The 21879-nt window shown below is 45.6% G+C and carries 15 protein-coding genes; 8 read left to right on the top strand and 7 right to left on the bottom strand.

All coding sequences use genetic code 11. The features are described from left to right. Positions 1 to 343: 343 nt before the first annotated feature. Complete coding sequence (locus tag RIM23_RS30250; protein WP_446372142.1) at positions 344 to 1096, top strand: class I SAM-dependent methyltransferase; 753 nt, start codon at positions 344 to 346, stop codon at positions 1094 to 1096. Between the two features lie 230 nt (positions 1097 to 1326). On the opposite strand, the gene RIM23_RS30255 is transcribed toward RIM23_RS30250, so the two are convergent. After that, positions 1327 to 1800 (bottom strand): hypothetical protein, encoded by a 474-nt coding sequence (locus RIM23_RS30255; RefSeq protein ID WP_446372144.1) that lies wholly within the window; start codon positions 1798 to 1800, stop codon positions 1327 to 1329. Positions 1801 to 1902: 102 nt separating this feature from the next. Between RIM23_RS30255 and RIM23_RS30260 the strand changes: the two genes are divergently transcribed. The 3 genes from RIM23_RS30260 (at position 1903) to RIM23_RS30270 (ending at position 9561) form a co-directional block, all read left to right on the top strand. Continuing rightward, complete coding sequence (locus tag RIM23_RS30260) at positions 1903 to 5961, top strand: glycoside hydrolase family 2 protein (protein WP_446372146.1); 4059 nt, start codon at positions 1903 to 1905, stop codon at positions 5959 to 5961. Between the two features lie 360 nt (positions 5962 to 6321). Continuing rightward, on the top strand, positions 6322 to 7101 hold the full coding sequence (locus RIM23_RS30265) for a glycosyltransferase (protein WP_446372148.1): 780 nt from the start codon (positions 6322 to 6324) through the stop codon (positions 7099 to 7101). 183 nt (positions 7102 to 7284) lie between these two features. Further along, a complete protein-coding gene (locus RIM23_RS30270; protein WP_446372150.1) occupies positions 7285 to 9561 on the top strand; it encodes a GumC family protein in 2277 nt (758 codons plus the stop codon). 105 nt (positions 9562 to 9666) lie between these two features. Here the strand turns inward: RIM23_RS30270 and RIM23_RS30275 are convergent, their stop codons facing one another. The 3 genes from RIM23_RS30275 to RIM23_RS30285 form a co-directional block, all read right to left on the bottom strand. Then, the gene (locus RIM23_RS30275; protein ID WP_446372152.1) at positions 9667 to 10848 is read right to left on the bottom strand and encodes a glycosyltransferase family 87 protein; all 1182 of its coding nucleotides are present in this window, start codon (positions 10846 to 10848) and stop codon (positions 9667 to 9669) included. Positions 10849 to 10906: 58 nt separating this feature from the next. Beyond that, entirely contained in the window at positions 10907 to 11203 is a 297-nt protein-coding gene (locus tag RIM23_RS30280) for a hypothetical protein (RefSeq protein ID WP_446372154.1), read from the bottom strand. 253 nt (positions 11204 to 11456) lie between these two features. Beyond that, entirely contained in the window at positions 11457 to 12983 is a 1527-nt protein-coding gene (locus RIM23_RS30285; protein ID WP_446372156.1) for a pentapeptide repeat-containing protein, read from the bottom strand. Between the two features lie 381 nt (positions 12984 to 13364). On the opposite strand from RIM23_RS30285, the gene RIM23_RS30290 reads away from it, so the two are divergent. The 4 genes from RIM23_RS30290 (at position 13365) to RIM23_RS30305 (ending at position 16608) form a co-directional block, all read left to right on the top strand. Continuing rightward, complete coding sequence (locus RIM23_RS30290) at positions 13365 to 13508, top strand: chlorophyll a/b-binding protein (RefSeq protein ID WP_006101425.1); 144 nt, start codon at positions 13365 to 13367, stop codon at positions 13506 to 13508. A 65-nt stretch (positions 13509 to 13573) separates the two neighbouring features. After that, complete coding sequence (locus RIM23_RS30295; RefSeq protein WP_446372158.1) at positions 13574 to 13717, top strand: chlorophyll a/b-binding protein; 144 nt, start codon at positions 13574 to 13576, stop codon at positions 13715 to 13717. Between the two features lie 180 nt (positions 13718 to 13897). Continuing rightward, positions 13898 to 15235 carry a nucleoside recognition domain-containing protein gene (locus tag RIM23_RS30300; RefSeq protein ID WP_446372160.1) on the top strand — a complete coding sequence of 446 codons (1338 nt, stop codon included), beginning with the start codon at positions 13898 to 13900 and terminating at the stop codon, positions 15233 to 15235. Positions 15236 to 15558: 323 nt separating this feature from the next. Beyond that, on the top strand, positions 15559 to 16608 hold the full coding sequence (locus RIM23_RS30305; RefSeq protein ID WP_446372162.1) for an alpha/beta fold hydrolase: 1050 nt from the start codon (positions 15559 to 15561) through the stop codon (positions 16606 to 16608). Positions 16609 to 16646: 38 nt separating this feature from the next. On the opposite strand, the gene gatB is transcribed toward RIM23_RS30305, so the two are convergent. From gatB to RIM23_RS30320, 3 genes are all read right to left on the bottom strand, one after another. Further along, the gene (gene gatB, locus RIM23_RS30310; protein WP_446372164.1) at positions 16647 to 18131 is read right to left on the bottom strand and encodes an Asp-tRNA(Asn)/Glu-tRNA(Gln) amidotransferase subunit GatB; all 1485 of its coding nucleotides are present in this window, start codon (positions 18129 to 18131) and stop codon (positions 16647 to 16649) included. A 74-nt stretch (positions 18132 to 18205) separates the two neighbouring features. Then, positions 18206 to 19711, bottom strand: a complete 1506-nt coding sequence (locus RIM23_RS30315; protein ID WP_446372166.1) for a collagen-like protein — start codon at positions 19709 to 19711, stop codon at positions 18206 to 18208. 58 nt (positions 19712 to 19769) lie between these two features. Continuing rightward, positions 19770 to 21806, bottom strand: a complete 2037-nt coding sequence (locus RIM23_RS30320; protein WP_446372168.1) for an ATP-binding protein — start codon at positions 21804 to 21806, stop codon at positions 19770 to 19772. Between the last annotated feature and the right edge of the window lie 73 nt (positions 21807 to 21879).

Genomic DNA, 21879 nt, shown 5'->3' on the forward strand with positions numbered 1-21879 from the left:
TCTGAACGGAGCGATAGCGGAGTGAAGAATCTCACCAGATGCGCGAGCTGTACTCCGCTACGCTCTGCATGACAAAAGCTCAGTTTATGACCGCGAACAGTATAGCTGTTATGGGGTCTGTTTAAGTGGCAACTGAGTTACCTTGATTTTTGACGTTAAATTTTTATGGATTGACTTTTAGCATCATTTGAGTTATTGATGTTTTGAGTTAAATATAGCGTTTTCAGATGATTCGTGTACAGCCAAGGCACTGAAAGCATTTCTGGGCAAGGGTTGCTTGTTTGTATCTCAAATGAAAATACTATATAGCTATTTATTTTCATTTAATTCAGGGGATTTGACGATGAATTTAGTTCAGCAAAAAATTTGGATTCACGGATTGACTGGGTTAGCTCGTTTTCTGGAAGAGTTTTTTATTGATGTGACAAAACCCAGTAGAAAACTTAAGTTTTTACGAGGCTTAATCTACGCTAACTATGATTATGTTGTCCGATTCCCTAAAGTAAGAGTCTGTGATTTTCTGTCGGTTTATCCAGCGGCTAGAGGTCTAGAGATTCTGATGCTCCTTCACAGAGACGAACGCTGGTCACTTTCTGATCTAGAAACGCTCTATCTCTTAGCCCTCATTTCCATGAGAAAAGCGCCCAAAATTTTTGAAATTGGCAGCGCCCATGGGGAAACAACCTACGCGATGGCGAGAATTAATCAGGATACCCATGTTTTTAGTTTGGATTTACCCGTTGATGATATCGTTGCCCATCAAAATAAAATGAGATGGAAAAATACGCCCCAAGAACAACAGCTCACCCAACTTTATGGCGACTCTAGAACCTTCGACTATAGTTCTTACTTGGGACAAATGGATATTGTGTTAATTGATGGCGATCATTCCTATTTAACCTGCAAAAGTGATTCAGCGAAGGCTTTGAAGTTAATCAACGATAAAGGAATCATCATTTGGGATGATTACAATGCATTAGAAGTGCAACGAGCCGTTAATGAATTGCTACCCACAGAGAACATTTTCCAATTACAAGGGACAGGTTTTGCTGTATTAGATCGTAGTCTAACTGACCTTCCTACTGAAATCAATTAATCTGGAAGTCGGGTAACCAACGAGGGTCTTCCTGGAAATGTAGGTTCTTCCGGATGCTTGGTGGAAAATGTAGCCGACAATACAAGTTCTCCGATAAAAAAAGCTTATAACCTAGAAATATCAAGGTTATAATCTGGCGTTATCACCACAAGTAAAGACCCAACTCTCAGATGAATCTCTTGCTTTCACCAGACAAGGGATCTCTAGGCGTCACACCATAACTCGAACCTTCAGCCTACCCACAGGTGTTGGGCAAATTGAACCGAGAAGCTAGCAAGGAGAATGGCAAAACAACTAATCGTAGCGTATCCCCAGCGTGGATGCTTTTCAAGTACTAGACCAAGTGCGATTGCTAAAGACACAATCGCAAAAACATAGCGATTCACAGAGAAGGTAGTTCCAATACTGAAAATTATTCCATAGGAGAACAAGCCATAGAACAAAAGAAGAGAGCCAATTTCACGGCGCGTGTACCACAACAAGTAGAGTCCGCCAAAAACCATTAGTAAGTAATTCAACATCACTCCTCCCAGCAGGCACAAAGCCAACCCTATGGCAAACAAGCAGTAGCCAAATAGAATTGAATTGAACTTACGGCGGAAAATCACGAAAAGGACAGCCCAGCTACAGAGAACTATAAACCAGATTGGATGCCAGGGGTTGACAAGCAGGGATCGACCAAACTCAAAGAGTTTTTTTTTCAAAGCTGTACTGGTGGCTATGGCGTCGTTATCACAAACTTATACGAAAAGGTTAGCTCAGAAGATTATTCAACAAGTTATTTTGGGATTTCCCCCCTCCAACCAATGACCCCTAAGCTGGCAAAACTATTCGGACTCTTTTTCATAGCCGCCATTGTCTTTGGATGCATTAGTCATATCTTTCCACAAAGTCAAACCCTCCCCTGTCCCACAGCACAACTCAGTACCTACCCCACCCTAGGTTCACTAGAAATCCCCAACAGCAAACGTGGGCAAATCTACCTGAACGGGATATGGCAATTTATCCCAGCCCCAGATACCACCGAACCCCAACTGCCACAGGATGACTGGGGTTCGATTTGGGTGCCAGGGGATTGGCAGCAGGAGAACTATGCTACTGTACCTGGACTCATTTCCCGAGGAACAGGAACCGCATGGCAAAACTTTAATGGCAAATCCCTCTCCAAAGCCTGGTATCAACGCACTGTGAAAATCCCCGCCAATTGGCAAGGGCGCTCTTTTTTGCTTGACCTACAGCGAGTGAGTACCGATGCCTTCCTGTACGTTAACGGTAAACAATGTGGTCAAGTGGAGTGGCCCTACGGTGCCGTAGACATCACCTCCATGGTTCCACCGGGGACAGAAGTCACCTTCAGCCTCTTGGTTGTAGCCGCCACTGATGAGCAGGCAAAAACTGTGATTATGAGTCCCAATGAAACCTATACCACGGAAGCCCAGCTAGCCTCTCGGGGACTCATTGGTGAAGTACGGTTGCTTAGTTTACCCCAAGGTTCTCACATCAGTGATATTTTTGTCCAACCCTCCACCCGACAACAGCAACTTAAACTCGATGTCGAACTGGCGAATGTAACCCAAACTGGCACTGTTAAGCTTGTCGCTAAACTGGTTAACGAGCAAGGGAAAATTGAGCGGCAATTTAGCGCCCAAGCGAACGTCAAAGCTAAACCCAGTCAAGTCTTACAACTCGCATGGGACTGGTCTAATCCCCGACTCTGGGATATTAACCAACCCAATCTCTACACCCTGCGCCTAGAAATCCAGGGCGCTGGACTTGACGATACATACGACCAACCCTTCGGCTTTCGGGAGTTTTGGATTGAAGGGCGAAAATTTTACTTAAACGGGACTGAAATTCGCCTACGTCCAATTGTCTACCAGGATCAATGGCAAGGTTGGGGAGTGGGTATCCCAGATGTAGCTGACCGGATGATTGAGGGCTATGTTTGGGCTGGCTTCAATATTGCCGAATTTTGGCCCTGGGATCATGATGAGCGGGGTCAATGGCACTTCCGAGAACTCTTGGCTGAACGCGCCGACTTGAAAGGGTTTCCCATCATCGCTCCCGCCCTGAGCATGTCTCACATTGGTTCGCCGGAACAGTGGCGTCAACCAAATCAGAGAAAGCGCTGGGAGCAGCGCATGATCACTGAACTGCGTCGCTATCGTAACCATTCATCCATTCTGATGTGGGCAAATAGCCCCAATTTTTTCGGTCACGGGGATGACCAAAACCCCCGACGCATTGGCAAAAAAACGATTGAAGGGTTCCTCGGTCAACAGGTAGCCGACGATCGCATCCGCAAATTATATCCCATCGGTGATGAAGCCGTGGCGACCATTAAAACCTATGATCCCACGCGACCCGTCCTCATGCACGAAGGGGCATCCGTTGGTGATGTCTATGCCCTAAACTCCTATTTAAATCTGATTCCCCTGCAAGAACGAGAGGAATGGCTCTCCCACTGGACAAAGTATGGCGATATGCCCTACATGGTGGTGGAATTCGGCACACCCCTTCACGCAACAATGATGCGTAGCCGCAATGGGTTTGGGGGGGCAATCACCAGTGAACCCTTAATGACTGAGTTTAGCGCCATTTACCTGGGCAAAGAAGCGTATGAACTAGAAACTCCCGCTTACCGCCAGAAAATTCGTGAATTATTTGTCCAAGAGCAGGAGTATCAGAGTTGGCACAATAACCAGGAACTCAATTTTGCCCCGGCTTTCCAGAGCTTGCAGGAATTGTTCAGCACAAACACCTGGCGTAGTTGGCGCACGTTTGGCATGACGGGTGGGATGATTCCCTGGAATCTGGGTCACGGTTGGGAGGTTTCGGACGCAGGACGAGAAAATGTGGATCTGGGGGCGTTTACACCGGGGCAACGGGGACCCTATCTCAAGCAAGTGCCAAAATCTCTCTGGTACAATTTCCAACCCCAGAGCTATATTATCCATCCAGGAGGACAAGCGATTTTGGCAAACAATCGCCCCACTTTGGCTTGGATTGCAGGAGCCGCCGAGGCGTTTACGGCGAAAGACCACAGTTTTTCCGGGGGAGAGAGACTCCAAAAGCAAGTTGTCTTGATTAATGATACTCGGGCAAAACAAGATTTTTCCTACAACTGGCAAGTGCTGTTGGCAGGTAAACCTATCGCCACAGGTGAAGAAACTGGAACGATTGAGACGGCTCAAACCCTGTTCTTTCCTATAGCATTAGATTTACCCAATGTCAAGGGCAAAGTTGACGGAGAAATTCGCCTCAGCGCTGAGATTGGCAATCAGCAGCATCAAGACAACTTCTCGTTTCGAGTGTTCAGTCACACCCCATCCCAATCGGATAAGGCAAACCTAACCCCCCCAGCCCCCCTTTCTACCCCCCTCGTTCCCCCCTCGAAGGGGGGACGGGGAATGGGGGAGTCGGACTCCTCTCTCCACCCCTCTCATTCTCCCCTTGTAAGGGAGAGGACAGAGGACAAAACCTTTTCTTCACGAGAGGGGTTGGGGGAGAGGTTAACCGAACAGTATTGCACCCCATTCCCAATCGCTGTATTTGACCCAGTGGGTAAAACTAGCCAGATGCTGAAGCAGTTGGGATACAATGTTGTCCCCTGGGATGGTTCATTGACCCAGTCACTGCTGGTGATTGGTCGCGAGGTTTTGTCAGATGGGTACAAACTCCCTGGTAATTTAGCCGCCTTTGTCAGTCAAGGGGGTCAAGCCATTATTTTCCCGCAAAACCCGGAATGGATACGTCGCACAATCGGTTGGCGGGTTTCCCCCCATCTAAGTCGTCGGGTTTTCCCTGTTGATCAGACTCATCCGGTAGTGAAGGGATTGGATCAGATGGATTTGCGAGACTGGAGAGGCGAGAGTACTCTGGTTGAGGCTTATCCGGATACCACTCAGGGAGGTATGAACCCTAGTCCTCACGGTACACCATTCTATGGGTGGCACTGGGGAAATCGCGGCGCAGTCAGTAGTGCGGCGGTGGAAAAGCCGCACCATAGTTCTTGGCGACCGATTTTAGAGTGTGAGTTTGATTTAGCGTACACGCCACTAATGGAATTAAACTATGGCAAAGGGCGGCTGATTTGGAATACGTTAGACCTAGAAGACCATGTACCAATGGATGCAGCTGCACGTCAACTGGCGCAACAACTGATTGCTTATGGTTCTACTCCATCCCTTTCTGCTAAAGCTGATCAGGTTCTGTTTATGGGTAGCGATGAGGAGGCGACTCAACTGGATGGATTAGGTTTGATTTACCAACGGACAAGTTCTATCACAGCTGACGCTGAACTCGTCATCATCGGCAGCCAAGCTGCTGTAACCGATGAGGAGTTACGCGCCTACCTAAATCGTGGGGGGACGGTGTTTTTCTTACCTCGACATTCCGATGCTGCGCCTTTGGGGATTCGTCTTAAACCGGTGAAGGAGTTTGCGGGTTCGCTGGCTGTCCCTAACTGGAGAGAGACTAGTGGACTCAGCGCCTCGGATTTGCGATCGCGCACCGAACATCAGGCTTGGTTAATTCAATCTGGGGGTGAGGTGGCTGCAAATGGTTTATTAAGTCGCCTGCAAATCGGGAATGGGGTAGGGATTTTTGCCCAGATTTACCCCAACAGTTTGAACGCGGATGTCAAGACCTACTTACGTTATACCCGATGGCGACAGACGAGAGCGATCGCACAAATTCTGGCAAACTTGGGCGCCAGCTTCCAAGTTGATGGTACAATTTTCAAACGAATAGAGCAAAAATCAAACCAAAACAGCTCATCCACTACTGAAAGTGGCTTTTATCATTCCGATTACCGGGCAGATTTTGACTTAGGCGATGAACCCTACCGCTATTATCGCTGGTAGAGTATTAGTGGGGATGAATTCTCGATTTTAAAGTTTATTCCTTAAGCCATTTTGATATAAATTTAATATCAATATTTTAGGTGGCATTTAGGCGATAAAACTTCACGCTTGGCTCAGAATCACATGATAGAACGTCAACTTCGTATGAACTTGTCAAACCAAGTAGGCTGCCGTAATATTACCATACATCTTAGATAATCAATACAGAGGCGCGTCACGGTGATATTTCAGGGGTTTTACATTCTTAGCACTGAACCACTAATCGTTTCTTACATCGGAGCATTCCCGACCCTACCCAAAGGATTTCAACCCAAACATGTCTTAGAAAGTCCAGGGGGATGGTCAGCGCGATGGAAACCAATGGTTAAATTTAAGCAGCATCAAATCCAGCACCAGCTATCAGGCAGATCCTATCACCTGATGGTCAACGCCTCTGATGAAGAAGTCTGGCGCAAACGCTGGCTCATACAGGGAGCGCACGTTAGTTCCAGTGTTTATGTCAATGAGCATATCTACCAACCCCTGAATCAGCCAAAGCACTACGACGCCATCTATACCGCCCAGCTTCTCCCTTTCAAGCGGCATGGATTAGCTAAAGATATACAAAATTTAATGATTGTCTCCTACGGCGGTGACTTGCCTACGATCTGTCCCGAATTAGCACACGCTGAGTACAATAGAGAATTCATTCCCCGCCCTGAACTCGCCAAAAAGCTGAATCAGGCTTACGCAGGTCTTTGCCTTTCCGCTGTAGAAGGAGCCATGTATGCCTCAGTAGAATATCTGCTTTGTGGTATTCCGGTGGTGAGTACGCCAAGTAAGGGAGGACGCGATGAATTCTTCACTAGTGAGAACTCAATCATTGTTCCCCCTGAAGCGGATGCCGTTGCTCAAGCGGTACAACGGTGGAAAGCATCACCACCTAATCCCCACACAATCCGTGAGCAAACACTCAAACAACTTAATGCTATTCGGCACGGTCTATGTACTTATGTTGCCAAGCTAATAGAAAAAGAAGGAGGTGGTAAGAAAAACCCAGAAGAACTCATGGAAAAATATTTTGCTCAACCCGGTATCTCATCTCGTTTTGTTCACGAAAGAGACTTATCCAACGTTAATTTAGAGCAATTCAAAGTGTAATGTCATAGAAAAACTGGCGGAGCCACTTAGGTTCCGGCGATTAAAATCACTACTATACAAACAAAGGTCACCTACACAGACTAGGGAAATCCCTAAAATAGAGATATACCGACCTTGAACTGGACTCAGCCCAATTAATCCCTGCTTCGGTTCAGTCAACCCAAGACTCTAGAGGTGCTTCTGATGGATACTGAACACAATTTACAGCCATTTCCAGCCCAGTCCAATGGCAAACCGCTCAAGTCGTTGCCTCAGGTTCACTCAGCCGAAGCCACTCAAAGTGATGGACAAACCGTAGATTTAGCCTGGGTTTTGGCTGTTTTTCGTCGGAGAGCCTGGTTAATGACAGGAGTCGCCTTAACATTAATTGTCGCTTCCGCACTCTGGCTGCTCTGGAGCAAGAAACAGTACATCCCAGAATATCAAGGGTCTTTTAAACTCTTAGTTGAGCCAGTTACCGCAGAAAACCTGTTAAGAAATCAATTTTTGCAGTCTCAACGTCAAGGTGCAAATATACAAACACCCAATCTGGAACACACAAGTTTATTAGATTACGAGTCTCAGATTCGGGTCTTGCAAAGCCCCCAACTGATGAATCCAGTGCTCGAAAAGCTACAGTATCGGTATCCGGATATGGACTATAATTCCCTGATGGGAAGTCTGTCAATTGTTCGCATCACGTATGAAAAAAACGCTGAAGACTTCGGTACTAAAATTTTAGAAGTCATTTATCAAGATGAAGATATAAAAAAAATTAACTTTGTTTTGAAAATTATTGCTGATAGATACCTCGACTATAGTCTACAAGAACGCCAAAAAACCCTGACGCAAGGGATTACATTTATTGAGTCCCAGCTTCCTCGTCTCCAGCAGCAAGTTGACCAACTCCAAGGGCAACTGCAAGAGCTACGACAGAAGTATAATTTGGTCGATCCGGAGCAAGCCGACCGACAACTAACAGAACATGTGCTGTTCATTCGCAGAAACCGATTAGAGACTGCTGCTCAACTCGCTGAAACCCGTTCGCTCTACAATGCCTTACAACAACAGTTTAATCAAGCTGATCCCACGGCAGTTTTATCGACAGATGCCCAGGCTTATGGCACCCTAATCTCAGAACTGCAGAAAGTAGAAGCCCAAATCGCCTCAGAATCGGCACAATTTCGGGCAGATAGCCCCCCAATGGAAATTTTACGTGAACGGCAGCAAAATTTGCGTCTACTACTGAATCAACAATCTCAAGATGTCCTAGAAAATTTAGCGGGTAAAATCCAGGGGTTAGAAGATCGCTATCAAACCATTCTCCAAACGGAAACTCAGATTAATCAACAGCTTGAGCAGTTGCCTACTGTAACCCGACAGGTTGGTGATTTAGATAGGAATCTTAGTGTGGCGACGGATAACCTGAAGGAATTTCTGTCTAAACGAGAAACCTTAAAACTCGATGCTGCTCAACAAGAAATTCCCTGGGAGTTAATTAACCCTCCAGAAATCTGGGATAATGCAAATGGTGTGCCAGTACCGGTCGAAGCGCACTCCCTGAAGCGTCCCTTAGCTATAGCCGTAATTTTAAGTGTCTTCCTAAGTATCGGCGTCGGTTTTCTAGTCGAGATTTTCCATACAGTCTTCCACACTCCGGAAGACATCAAGGGGGCCACAAAGCTGCCAATTCTGGGGGTGATTCCTTGGACCAAATCATTTCAAAAACTCTCTAAGCAACCTAGTCAACTGGCTATTATTGCCCAAGTTGCTCATTCTAAACCTGAACAAGAGCGTCATTGGTTTTCTAAAAATCGCCGCACCGAGTACAATACTTCACCCTTTATGGAAGCCTTCCGCTCTCTATATACCAATATCCGTTTGCTGAGTACCAAGAAGTCTATCCAGTCACTGGCAATTAGTTCTGCTGTACCAGGAGATGGCAAAACAACGGTGGCTTTGTACCTGGCTCAAACTGCCGCCACGATTGGCAAGCGGGTTTTACTCGTAGACACGGATTTACGCAGTCCTCAGCTTCACAGTCGTTTAGACTTACCCAATACTCAGGGACTTAGCGATATCATTGTGACAGACTTAACACTTCAGAATGCTATCCAAAAATCCTCTCTGGACGAAAACTTGTTTGTTTTGACGGCGGGTCAGAGTTTATCCGACCCAATCAAACTGCTTTCCTCTGAAAAGATGCAGTCTCTCATGGAGCAAGTGACAGCTCAGTTTGACCTAGTTATCTACGATACCCCACCGCTTCTGGGTTTGGGGGATGGAAATCTGCTCGCGGCTCAGGCAGATGGCACAGTACTGGTGGTGGGGGTTGAGAAAACCGACCGTTCCTTGGTGATGAAAGCGTTTGATGGATTAAAGATTGCTAGAGCATCTGTTTTAGGGGTTGTTGCCAATGGTGTGAAAGCAGAGGCAACACCTTCTTATGGTGTCTACCGCCGACAGGCAATTCGATATTAACGGCTGCTCAAGAGGGTGTTTGAATTCCTGTTGCCTATTGGCGTAAAATCTGTAGATTTTACGGATTTCTTGGGCGCACGTCGGTGGGCGCACGTCGGTGCGCCCCTACGACATTCCCCAAATTTCTGCTTTACGCTTCACGCTCATTACCCCTAACCAAATGGTTACGCCAATCACCAACAGTACCCGATATTGTAGCAGTAATTCACTGGGAATAAATGTCATTAAAACATTTCGAGGAAAAAACATTATAAACATCATAGTTAAGGCAACTAAGGTCGCTTTTGGGCGATGAGACAAATGCCGCCAGAATGCTGCCATCAACGGTGCTAACGCGATTAAATCATAATGATGGGCGAAACCAAATAATACTGAAATTGCCATCAACAGTCCAATCACATCATCCATGATCAGTCGGGAACGATACCGCCAAACTAGACCCGTAATCACAATCCCCAAAAACAATAACTGTGGCATTTCCATACCCATTGTGTAGAGTAAGTTTTGAATACTAAAAACCGCTGGAGAACCCAAAACATTAGCAAATATGTCTTTATGTTTACCCAATGAGGAAAACCAGTGGGCAAACACATCAATAGGACCCGTAATCACCATGGGAACTAGGCAGAAAATCAAGGTTGTCATGGCTGCTACTGCCAAGAGTCGCCAACGCCTTTCTAAAATCAGCCACAGGATAATCAGCAGACTCAACTGTGGCTTAATTGTAGAAATGGCAATCAGAACACCACTCAACACCCAGCGTTTCCGATAAGCATAATACCAGCCACTAACAAGCGCTGCAGCAACGATTAGAGTCGTTTGTCCAAGTAAAATGATATTGAGGGTAAATGGATTAGCGATAACAATGGCTGGAATAAACCATTCCGCACTAGAACCTGGGACTCTGACTTGTTTCACCTGAGGTTGTTTAACCAGAAGTACACCAAAAAATGCCAATATTCCAGTACAAAAGACATTTAAAAGGGTCATCATTACCTTTGCTTGCGTCCAGGAAAATGCCCCTAATAGAAGACACAGGGGGGCAATCTGGGGGGGATAGAAAAAACTACCAGCACTCTGGTTTGCACCGAGTCGGCTGGCTACATCAGGATCATAAGCATTTAATCCTTTCCACCACGAAAGTCCGGCTACATACAAGTATTTTGTGTCAAAGTGTTGGTTAAATCCAATAATTGTAACAAAAACCAGTGCTGTGCAGGCGCATAGTAAAACGCCAACCCGAAAAAATAAGTTTTTTGATAGACGATAAATTAAGGAAGTTCTCATGGCTGAATTATAATTCAAAAACTTACTTATATCTAATTCATTACCTTTTAAATAGGATTCATAGTAATAGTTGTCCTTCGTCGAAGTACAGATGTTCAAAAAGATGAGATGAATATATTTTATGAATACTTTCATCGAGAAAAGGTATACCTTCACGCAAATCCCAGCATATATCACTCTTCATATTTAAATCTAGGGTAACCCAACCCTTTTTACCCTTCTTGTTTCCTGCACCAATTTCTAAATAAATTTCTTCTTTATTTTTCAATAAATTTATAATATAAAGTCTTGACTTTATCTGTTGTGCCAATAATCGAAGGATGTGTTTGAGAATTTTTTTGAGTTGGTTATTCATTGTTGGTTATTCATTGGTTGTATCCTCGAATCTAACTCCGACTCCGCACTTCAATGCTTTAGAACAAATTTATTCTGATTTTGCGGTTGGATTTTACACATAAGTCAGTTTAGATTGTACTACTGCAGCGCGGCAGAAATACTTCGGGACTTAAACAAAAATTAACACAAAATAAAGTTCTTTTTTTCGTTCAAGTCCCACTAGGTGTAGTACATCTGCACAGGGGGAACTTCAGCTCTAACGTCGCCAAAAATTAGCGAACCGCGCCTTTGAAGTTGGCGTCGCTGAGGTTCGCGCCCTGTAAGGTTACACCCATCAAAGCGGCTTGGGCAAAATCGGCTTGCGTCAGGTTAGCATAACTCAAATCTGCCCCAGTTAAGTTAGCCCCGCGTAAATCACATCGGGTTAAATTTGTATAGGTTAAATTAGCCCCAGTTAACGTGGAACGAATCAGGCTGGCATCTTCTAAGGTGGCGCCAACCAATGTAACATTACTTAAATTCGCCTCTCGCAGTTGCGCCTGCTGCAAATCCACACCACTCAAGTTAGCATTGGTTAGCGTGGCGCTGTGCAGGTAAGCTGAATGAAGAATCGCCCCCGTCAGTTGGGCATTGGTTAGGTCTGCGATCGCGAGTTTAGCATTGCTCAAGTCTGCCCCCTCCAGATTCACCCCTGTCAAATTAGCACGATTGAGTCCCGTCCCTTTCAATAGCGCCTCTTGCAAGTTCGCCTGACTCAAATCAGCCTTCTGAAAATTGCTCCCATTCACAACCGCTCCTTGCAGTGTTGTCCTCACTAAAACCGCGCCATTAAAATCAGCGTTACTGATATAAGCTTGACTTAAATTAGCACCGCTTAAGTTAGCGCTATCCCCATTCACTGTATCCAGATTGGCATGATTCAGGTTAGCGCCCCTCAAATCCGCTGAGCGAATATCGGTTACCTCTAGTTGGGCGTCGGTTAAATTAGCATTGCGTAGATCTGCACTGACTAAGTTCGCGTTGGTGAGTGTAGCTTCCTGTAAGTGCGTGCTGACTAAGCTAGCGTAGTCGAGTTGAGCCTCTTGGAGATTAACACGAGTGAGTAGCGTCCCATTCAGGTTAGCCCGATACAAGTCAGCCCCCTGCAGGTTAGCATCGCGCAAATCGGTGACCACGGCTTCATACCAATTGGCAATAAATGCCGGAAAATAGCCCAGCCAGGATAGAGTATTGTAGAGATTATCGGGTTCGACCTGAGAGGGTAAGGGGTTATTAGCATCCCGTTCTCTTAACGCCAGTTTCGCCTCCCTCAAATTCGTCCTCGCTAAATTTGCCCCAGCCAATTTAGCACCATTCAATTCGGCGTTGCTGAGATTGGCTCTCTTTAAGTTAGCCCCCGTTAGGATTGCTCCTTTTAAGTTAGCACCGCTCAAATCTGCCTGTTGAAGATTAGCATTGCTTAAATCAGCATCGGTTAAGTCACATTGAGGACAAGCATTGGTTGTCTTTAGCTGTTCCAGTTGTTGGGGGTTAGCCCCATGGGTGGCGTTGGTGAACCCTGGAGTGATGACTAGGGAAATTCCCAAGACAAGGGTTTTCCAGAATGTAGGGGCGGGTTTGACTCTTATCGTGTTTTTTTCTACGCCGATGTAACTCAACCCGCCCCAACCCAAGTTTTCCGTGTTGACGAATGTAGGGGCGAGTTTGACTTTTATCGTGTTTTTTCCTACCTCGATGTGACTCAACCTGCCTCGACCGACGTTTTCAGTGTTGAATGGGAGAATGAAAGGGATTTTCATGATCACAGTTGTGCGCGATCGCTCGTTTTTTGAACCTGTTTGAACTTACATCTTGCACCAGTCTCACCAACCGCCTTGGGGTGAAACCCAAGAAACCAAAAGCTTGCAGTCGTCTAAAGACGAATGCATCTCTAGTGTTAGTCCATTTTAATGGACTTAAGCTTTTAGCCCGGAGTTTGAACTCCGGGCGGGTGTCGGGGCTTACGCTTAACCCTTCACTTGTCTTCCCCTGATCCTAGACGTGCCATGGCACGTCTCTACATAAGCAAAATTAATCATCCTCATACCAGATTGTGTGGCTAATGAATCTAAAGAAATATTGCGGTTTTAGAAAAAGTACGTTACATTTTATTACAGAGACAGATACAGGAGACACCACTCATGCAAGAACAAGAAACAAAGTTTGGCTTTACCTCATTTGCTGAAACCTGGAATGGTCGCTTGGCGATGCTGGGTTTCGTCATCGGTATCGCGACCGAATTACTCACAGGTCAAGGCATTCTGCAACAACTCGGCTTAATGTAATGGCAAAAGACGGGTAATTGGACAAGGCGAAAACGTACACCAAAGGGTATTTAGAGGGAATAGTTATGCAAGAACAAGAAACAAAGTTTGGCTTCACCTCATTTGCTGAAACCTGGAATGGTCGCTTGGCGATGCTGGGTTTCGTCATCGGTATCGCAACCGAATACCTCACAGGGCAAGGCATTCTGCAACAAATCGGTTTAATGTAATGCAGCGATACCTGACTCCTTCCTAGAAGACGCTTCGTATCCCTACGGCTCGACTCAATCGTTGGTAGCCAAGACATCTAGAACTGATTATTCGTGTACAGAACGATTATAGGACTGAGGGCTTTTGCCTTCGGTCCTTTCCCGTTATCCTAAGAGTTTGTCTGTTTAGAGTTATTCAGTATGTCCTCCCAACTATCGAGGAAACCCAGCGCTATCAACGTTGTCTTTGTCGGCTTTATTGCTGTCGCTATCCTATTTGCCGGGTATACCGACAGGATGCAAGCCATTACTGACGCCAGTTTTGAATCCGCCAAAACCGCCGTCGAGTTAGCCATTGGCTTGATTGGGGTGATGGCACTTTGGTTAGGATTAGTGCGGGTTCTGGAAGCGGGTGGACTGATGTACAATCTGGCAACTGTGCTCAAACCCTTGATGGTGAGACTTTTTCCCGATGTACCTCCCACCCATCCAGCAATGGGGGCGATGATTCTGAATATTTCTGCCAATATGCTGGGTTTAGGGAATGCGGCGACTCCATTTGGCATCAAGGCAATGGTGGAGTTAAATAAATTGAATCCGTTTCCAGGAACGGCAACTGATGCGATGTGTCTGTTTCTGGCAATTAATACATCAAGTGTTGCCCTATTTCCCTTGGGTGTAATTGGTGTACGAGCCGCAGCCAATAGTAGTGATCCCGCCGCAATTTGGCTACCTACGTTGTTGTCTACGACTTGTTCTACCCTTGTCGGGGTTTTAGTGGCGTTGTTTTTACGCAAAAGGAGTCAAGTATCTGAGGCGAGTATAGCCGATGAGTCAGGACAAGAAACGGTATTGCAAATAGAGGATGAAGTCAAGCCCGTTGAAGAACCTGATTTTTCACATTTGTTGTATCCAGCCGGTCTAGTTTCTAAAATTATCGCTTGGGGTTTTATGGCTGGATTTCTCTTTTCTATGGTTTATGGGGTGATTACCAGCCAAAGTTTAGGTGGTTTCTTCGACCAAGATTTTCTTTCCTATTGGCTAATTCCCACATTAATTTTATTGATTATCACCTATGGTGTCGGACGAGGGGTGAAAGTTTATGAAGCGGTGACGGAAGGGGCGATACAGGGGTTTGAGATTGCGATTCGGATTATCCCGTTTTTGGTCGCTATTTTAGTGGCAATTGGTATGTTTCGGGCGTCGGGGGCGATGGAAGCACTCTCAATTCTATTAAATCCGATAACCAGCTTAATTGGTATGCCTGCTGAAGTATTACCGATGGCGTTAATCCGTCCTCTGTCTGGAGGCGGAGCATTTGGTATCTTGAGTGAAGTAGTGGAACGAGCGCCGGATTCCTATAGTGCGTTTTTGGCTTCGACAATGATGGGTAGTACAGAAACAACGTTTTATGTTTTGGCTGTTTATTTTGGCGCCGTTGGCATTACTCGTATCCGTTATTCACTTGTGGCAGCTTTATTGGCAGATGCGACGGGGTTAATTATGGCTTGTGTTTTTTCGGCTCTATTTTGGAGATGAATTTGTCATTGGTTATTTGGATACCCAGGTTATTTTATGGAGGATGAGAAACTTGGGGTAGGGCGGGTTTATTTACATCTTTATCTCTCGCAACAGATAACAGTATAATCCGCCCCTACAAATGTATGATTGATACCTATTTTTTTAACGCAGAGGACGCAGAGGTTAACGCAGAGGTACGCAGAGGTATGCAGAGGAATTGTGTATTTGATGGAAAAGTTTATCGTAAAAACAATATATATGAAAGTAAGCTGATGTAGAGTTGAATTGTGTATTTACTGTTGCCTGTTCCCTGTTTGCCAACAAATGACGAATGACGAATAATGGGTATTTTTCCAGCTCCTAAATTTAATACGTTTACACTTGAGTGCTTTCAACTGGAATCTGGTGTTGTATTACCTCAGGTTAATTTAGCTTATCGAATTAGTGGTACACCGTCATCACAACCACCAATTGTCACTTGTACGGCTTTTTCTCAAAGTTATTATGATCTGGCTTATCTGCAAGGTCCTGATTTGGCTTTAGATCTAGAAAAAGACTGGATTATTCATACGGAGTTGTTGGGGAATGGGCGCAGTAGTTCTCCGAGTAATACTCCGCCACCGTTTAACGGTGCTAATTTTCCGGCGGTAACGATTCGGGATAATGTGAATTTACAATTGGCATTTCTAAAGCATCTTGGTGTTAAAGAGATTCGTGCTGTTGTTGGTGCGAGTATGGGGGGACAACAGGCAATTCAATGGGCGGTGAGTTACCCGGAAATGGTACAAAAATCTGTTATAATTGCCGGAAGTTGTCGGGCTACCTGGCATGTTCGTTTATTTCTCAATAGTTTAATATCCTGTATTCGTTCTGATCCGGCGTTCCAAGAGGGCAATTATACAGAACCTCCGTTGTTAGGACTTTCGCGTATGTCTGAAGCTTGGGCGCCTTGGGCTTTTTCGCCAGAGTTTTATTCATCACAAATGTATCAAAGGTATCCTGATACTCAGGCGAGTTCTTTGGATGAATTTTTGGCTAAATGGCGCACCCGCTATCATGAAAAAGATGCTAATGATCTTTTATGTCACTTTCAGACTTGGGCGGCTCATGATGTTAGTTTTACCCCTGGTATGAATGGATCATTAGAAAAGGCTTTGAGGGGGGTGAAAGCAGAGGTTCTCTTTCTACCCATTCGCACTGATGCCTATTTTGCTGTCACCGATGTCGCCGCAGAAGCCGCACTCATTCCTCATGCCCAACTTATGGTGCTAAACTCAGTCTACGGTCATGCTGCGGCGTTTGGACCAGATAAGGGCGATCGCGAACAAATCAATCACGCGATCGCGAACTTCCTCAATTTTGATTCGCGATCGCACCATCTTGGCGATTGAGCCATGGTGGGTTACGCTTCTCTAATACACCCGACAATTTATCCTTTCAATTTTTTCCCTAAAATTTGGTTGGTTAATTTAGGATTTGCTCGTCCACTGGTTTTCTTCATCACCTGTCCGACAAAGAAACCTTGCAGCTTGGTTTTACCATTCCGATACTGTTCCAATTCCTTGGGATTAGCGGCAATCACTTCATCAATGATGGCTTCGAGTTGGGTGACATCAGAGATTTGAATCAGTCCCCGACTTTCAGCTATTTCCTTGGCTGAACCACCTTTCGACAGCAGTTCCGGGAGAATTTCTTTGGCAATTTTGCCACTGATTGTATTGTCTTCAATGAGCTGAATCAGTTCTGCCAAAATTAACGGTTTGAGCGCAATTTCTGTAATCGTTAGTTTCTCGGTATTCAGATAAGCCGCAATATCTCCCATTACCCAGTTTGCCGTTTGTTTTGGATTGGCATTTGCGGTTACAACGGCTTCAAAATATTCGGCAACCAGTTTATCCTCGGTTAATACACGAGCATCATACGCCGAAAGCCCATATTCGCTTTCATAATGATGCCGTTTTTGGGCGGGAAGTTCGGGGAGTTCACTGCGCCATTGTTCTAATTGTTCTTTGGAGACTTCAATTGGGGGTAAGTCGGGTTCGGGGAAGTAGCGGTAATCGCTAGAGCCTTCTTTGACTCGCATACTAATTGTGCGTTGACTTCCTTCTTCCCAGAGGCGGGTTTCTTGGATAATGGGTTCCCCGGTTTCAATTGCCTCAATTTGCCGTTCTATTTCGTAGTCAATGGCTTTTTGAATGGCGTTAAAGGAGTTCATGTTTTTGATCTCGACTTTCACGCCAAACTCTTTTTGACCGACGGGGCGCACGGAAATATTCACGTCACAGCGCAGGGAACCTTCCTGCATGTTGCCATCGCTGATACCCAGATAGCGCATAATCCGGCGCAATTCTTGGGCATATTCTGCGGCTTCTTTGCCAGAACGTAAGTCGGGTTCTGAGACAATTTCCAGGAGGGGGATACCCGCACGGTTGAAATCAACGAGGGAGTAGGTGGAACCGGAGAGTCTGTCACTTCCCGCATGGACGAGTTTTCCCGCGTCTTCTTCCATGTGCAGGCGAGTGATGCCGATTTTTTTGTCAATGGGGTTTCCGTCGTCATCGATGAGTTCGATTTCTAACCAACCATGTTCGGCGATGGGGAGGTCATATTGAGAGATTTGATAGTTTTTGGGTAGGTCGGGATAAAAGTATTGTTTGCGGTCAAATTTACTATAGGGGGCGATTTGGCAGTTGAGGGCTAATCCGGCTTTGACGGCGGATTCCAGGACTTTTTGATTGAGGACAGGTAGCACTCCAGGAAGTCCCATGCATATCGGGTCGATGTTGGTGTTGGGGGGATTGCCAAATTCTGTGGAGGAGTAGGAGAATATTTTGGTGGCGGTGTTGAGTTGGCAATGGGTTTCTAGACCAATTATGGCTTCGTACTTGGTTTTTGCAGGTGCTGTGGTGGTCATAGGTGTTTCTTTGCTGTTTTTGGGTTTATCTCTGGGGAACTGTTTAGAAATACGGCGTTATAAACTGCCTTATTTTATCGAATTTCTCCGCGCCAATTCATTTCCTGGTGCGCTGAGTTTCCCGCAAAGGAACGAGTGGCGATTAATTCAATCTCAATCGCGACTCCGGGACGCAGGTATTCAGCTTCTATGGGGAGTTTGCCTATTTCTAGGGTATAGCGGTTGTTATGGCGGGTGACGAGTTCCGCCGGAATAATCCCGTCATACCGGGTTCTATAATCATAGAATCGACGGAAGCGATCGCCGGAATTGGCGGTGCGATATTTTAACGAGAATTGGGTGTCCAGCATGTCGGACTTCCCAGCTAAATCCACGACACTAAAGGTTAAGTCTGAACGATTTCCGGCAAAATCTGCCCGCGTCAGTTGAGTGGCTTCTTTTTCTAGTAGCGCATTGGTGACGACAAATCTCGTTACACCCCCCTGTTGAGACATTGTGCCATCAAACCAAACCTCTTTGGGCAAGGATACATCAATGCGTTGATCGGATTTGAGACTGAGGGATAGGGGTTGATTATAGAAATCGCTAATCGCCCGTTGTGCATTCCAAACCAACTCAAAGGAACCTTCTAAACGTCCGACAAACTCCCGATACTGGTTGGCGATAATCGAATTGGGTGCGAGTAAAGCGGTTGCACCACTACGAGTTTGCCATTGATTTACAGAGAGTGCGATCGCGCCGTTTTGCAGTTGGGGTAGAGTAACTGTAACGGTGGGTCGATCTTGTGGTAGCGCTTCTGTACGATTAATTAATGTCAGTGTACCCAGGCTTCCCTCTTTTCCCCCTTGACCCTCTCGACCATCTCGACCATCGTCCCCGTCTTTACACTCAAATCTCTCTGTTTTACAATCAACTTCACCATTGTCTGATTTTTTGGTACAGGTTTCCACCTCCCAACGTTGATCATCACATTCACACCCATCTCCCCCATAAGCGCCGCGTCCAGAACGTCCACCTAGTCCGCCAACGGAACGCACATAAATTTGTTTTAAATCCTCTCGATTTGTATAATAAACCGTCAATGACCCACCATTCCCACCATCTCCGCCATTCCCACCATCTCCGCCATCGCCTCCATCCGCCGCTTGCAGGTCATACTCCACGTTTTGGGGTTGTCGAGAACAATCTCCATCCTCTCCGCGTTTCCCATCATCCCCATCCCCGCCATCTCCTCCCGACAAATCCAGATTAATCGGAGAACCATCAGTAAAAATCGTGCGATTTTCCCCATCTCGTCCCCGTCTCCCCACAGGTCCATCGGTACCATCTCGACCATTATCTCCAAATTCCCGTTCTGGATGACTACTCCACGCCACTAAGGGACAGAATAGGGATTTTGATGTCGGGGGTAGGATAAAGGAGAAGGTTAGGGTTAATAGAATTAAGGATAGCTTTCCAGAGAAATACATTGACACCAATAGAATTCTGTCTTCCTTGGGGTAAATTTCCCCAATTAAGGGATGACTGGCGTTCTTGGGGATTGGTTCCAGATGGAAAAAGTTTGTCGCGGCGGGTTTCACGACTATTGTTTCCCTTTCACCCAGATGTGACTAAACCCGTCCCGGACATGACGAATGACTAATAACTAATAACAGGTAACTCAATTTCAAACGTTGTTCCCTCACCCTCGACTGAATGACACCGGATTTTCCCGCCATGTTTCTCAACCACAATTTTATAGCTAACCGATAATCCTAATCCTACGGCTGTCCCCACAGGTTTTGTCGTGAAAAATGGGTCAAAGAGTTGTCTTTGTACCTCCTCACTCATCCCACAGCCATTATCGGTAATGCGAATAATTACAACGTCTTGTGTTGGGGGATTGGGGATTGAAGAATTTTTGATGTTTGATGTGGGGTTGGGCGAAGCATTCGCGTTGGGATTTGGGTAAAATTCCGATACATCTGCATCGTTTGATGTGGGGTTGGGCGAAGCATTCGCGTTGGGATTTGGATAGAAATTCGATCCATCTGCATCGTTTGATGTGGGGTTGGGCGAAGCATTCGCGTTGAGATTTGGATAGAAATTCGATACATCCGCATCGTTTGATGTGGGGTTGGGCGAAGCATTCGCGTTGAGATTTGGGTAAAACTCCGATACATCCGGGCGCGAATGCTTCGCCCCTACGGATTTCCCGACGGATTTCCCGACGGATTCCCCGACGAATTCCCCGACGAATTCCCCGACGGATGGGAATGAAACTTGATGATGAATAACGTTTGTCTCTATTCTAATGATACCCGGTACATCCTTCACTTCTATCGCATCAATGGCATTATTCAACAGATGGATCAACACCTGATGCAACTGACTGGCATAACCCCTAAAGAATGGCAATTGACTATAGTTTTTGATCACCTGAATCTCTGCCTTTTTTCCTTGGGACTTGAGCCGATGCTGCATCAAAAATAATGTCGAATCAATTGTTTCATTAATATCAAAACTCTTTTGATCCAGTTCATCCAATGTCGAAAAATTCCGCAGCGCTTGCAGAGATAGCGTCACATCCATCAGACGTTCGGCGCCCATCTGAATCGAATTAAACATTTTTTGCCAATCTTGGGCAATAAACTCTAAATCAATCCGCTCCCGTAACTGCTGAATGTCTGGCGTCGGCTCAGGATAAGCTTGCTGATAAAGTTGCAGCAGGTTTAACATATCGCGGAAATAAGACCGACCGAGGACAATATTCCCACAAATCCAGGTAATCGGATTATTGAATTCCTGGATTAATGCCGTCGCCATGCGCCCTACGCTGGATAATTTCTCGGATTGAATGAGTTGAAATTGGGTCGTTTTTAACGCCGTTAACGTCTGTTCTAAGTCGCCTTTTGCTTTCTCTAATTGCGTCGAACTGCTGATGTCTTGAAAAACAAATACTGTGCCAATCAGATTATCGGTTTTATCGCGAATTGGCGTTACACTCCCGCCAATGGGAATCATTCTATTTTGCCGAGAAATTAATACACTATGACTGGGGATAGCCGCAGTAAACTTGTTTTGGATCGCTAAGTCGATCGGTAGGTTAACTGATTGTCTTTCCTGTGCATCAACGACTTGAAAAACTTCCGTTAATTCCTGTTCTATTGCCTCAGAAAACTGCCACCCTGTCAACGTCTGCGCCACTCCGTTGAGAAAACGGATGCGACATTGATCATCGATAAAAATTACCCCATCCCCCATTTCTCGCAAAATGGCGGTGAGGAGTTGCTCTCTAGCATAGCGATGTAAGGCAATATCAATGGCAATAAATAATTCCCGTTCTTTAATTGGCTTTAGAATATAGCCAAAGGGACAAGATACTTTGACTCGTTCCAATGTACTCGGATCAGAATGTCCGGTAACATATATAACTGGAATGGACAAACGCTCCCAAATAAGCTGTGCCGCTTCAATTCCATCCATGTCTCCCTGGAGGTGAATATCCATCAACACTAAATCAGGGCACAGTGCTGTCGCCATGTCCACCGCCTTCTCTCCCGATGTCGCGATCGCGCCAACACAATACCCAAAGGTTTCTAACTGTTCTTTCAGGTTTGTCGCAATAATTATCTCATCTTCAACCACGAGTATTTTAGTTAGTCTTTGAGAAATTTCTCTGGATATTTTTTTCATGATAAATAACTGACAAGGGTGACAGGGAACAGCACAAGTATATCCTTATACTTGGCGGTAAAAAAGAACCAAA

It is taken from the genome of Coleofasciculus sp. G3-WIS-01 (genome assembly GCF_040223135.1).
Taxonomy (GTDB): Bacteria; Cyanobacteriota; Cyanobacteriia; order Cyanobacteriales; family Coleofasciculaceae; genus Coleofasciculus.

Bases quoted from the DNA above. Each gene is read 5' to 3' on its own strand.
- RIM23_RS30285 (WP_446372156.1), bottom strand. From the start codon at position 12,983: ATGAAAATCCCTTTCATTCTCCCATTCAACACTGAAAACGTCGGTCGA.
- RIM23_RS30265 (WP_446372148.1), top strand. From the start codon at position 6,322: ATGGTTAAATTTAAGCAGCATCAAATCCAGCACCAGCTATCAGGCAGA.
- RIM23_RS30250 (WP_446372142.1), top strand. From the start codon at position 344: ATGAATTTAGTTCAGCAAAAAATTTGGATTCACGGATTGACTGGGTTA.
- RIM23_RS30305 (WP_446372162.1), top strand. From the start codon at position 15,559: ATGGGTATTTTTCCAGCTCCTAAATTTAATACGTTTACACTTGAGTGC.
- RIM23_RS30275 (WP_446372152.1), bottom strand. From the start codon at position 10,848: ATGAGAACTTCCTTAATTTATCGTCTATCAAAAAACTTATTTTTTCGG.
- RIM23_RS30280 (WP_446372154.1), bottom strand. From the start codon at position 11,203: ATGAATAACCAACTCAAAAAAATTCTCAAACACATCCTTCGATTATTG.
- gatB (WP_446372164.1), bottom strand. From the start codon at position 18,131: ATGACCACCACAGCACCTGCAAAAACCAAGTACGAAGCCATAATTGGT.
- RIM23_RS30270 (WP_446372150.1), top strand. From the start codon at position 7,285: ATGGATACTGAACACAATTTACAGCCATTTCCAGCCCAGTCCAATGGC.
- RIM23_RS30260 (WP_446372146.1), top strand. From the start codon at position 1,903: ATGACCCCTAAGCTGGCAAAACTATTCGGACTCTTTTTCATAGCCGCC.
- RIM23_RS30320 (WP_446372168.1), bottom strand. From the start codon at position 21,806: ATGAAAAAAATATCCAGAGAAATTTCTCAAAGACTAACTAAAATACTC.
- RIM23_RS30295 (WP_446372158.1), top strand. From the start codon at position 13,574: ATGCAAGAACAAGAAACAAAGTTTGGCTTCACCTCATTTGCTGAAACC.
- RIM23_RS30290 (WP_006101425.1), top strand. From the start codon at position 13,365: ATGCAAGAACAAGAAACAAAGTTTGGCTTTACCTCATTTGCTGAAACC.
- RIM23_RS30300 (WP_446372160.1), top strand. From the start codon at position 13,898: ATGTCCTCCCAACTATCGAGGAAACCCAGCGCTATCAACGTTGTCTTT.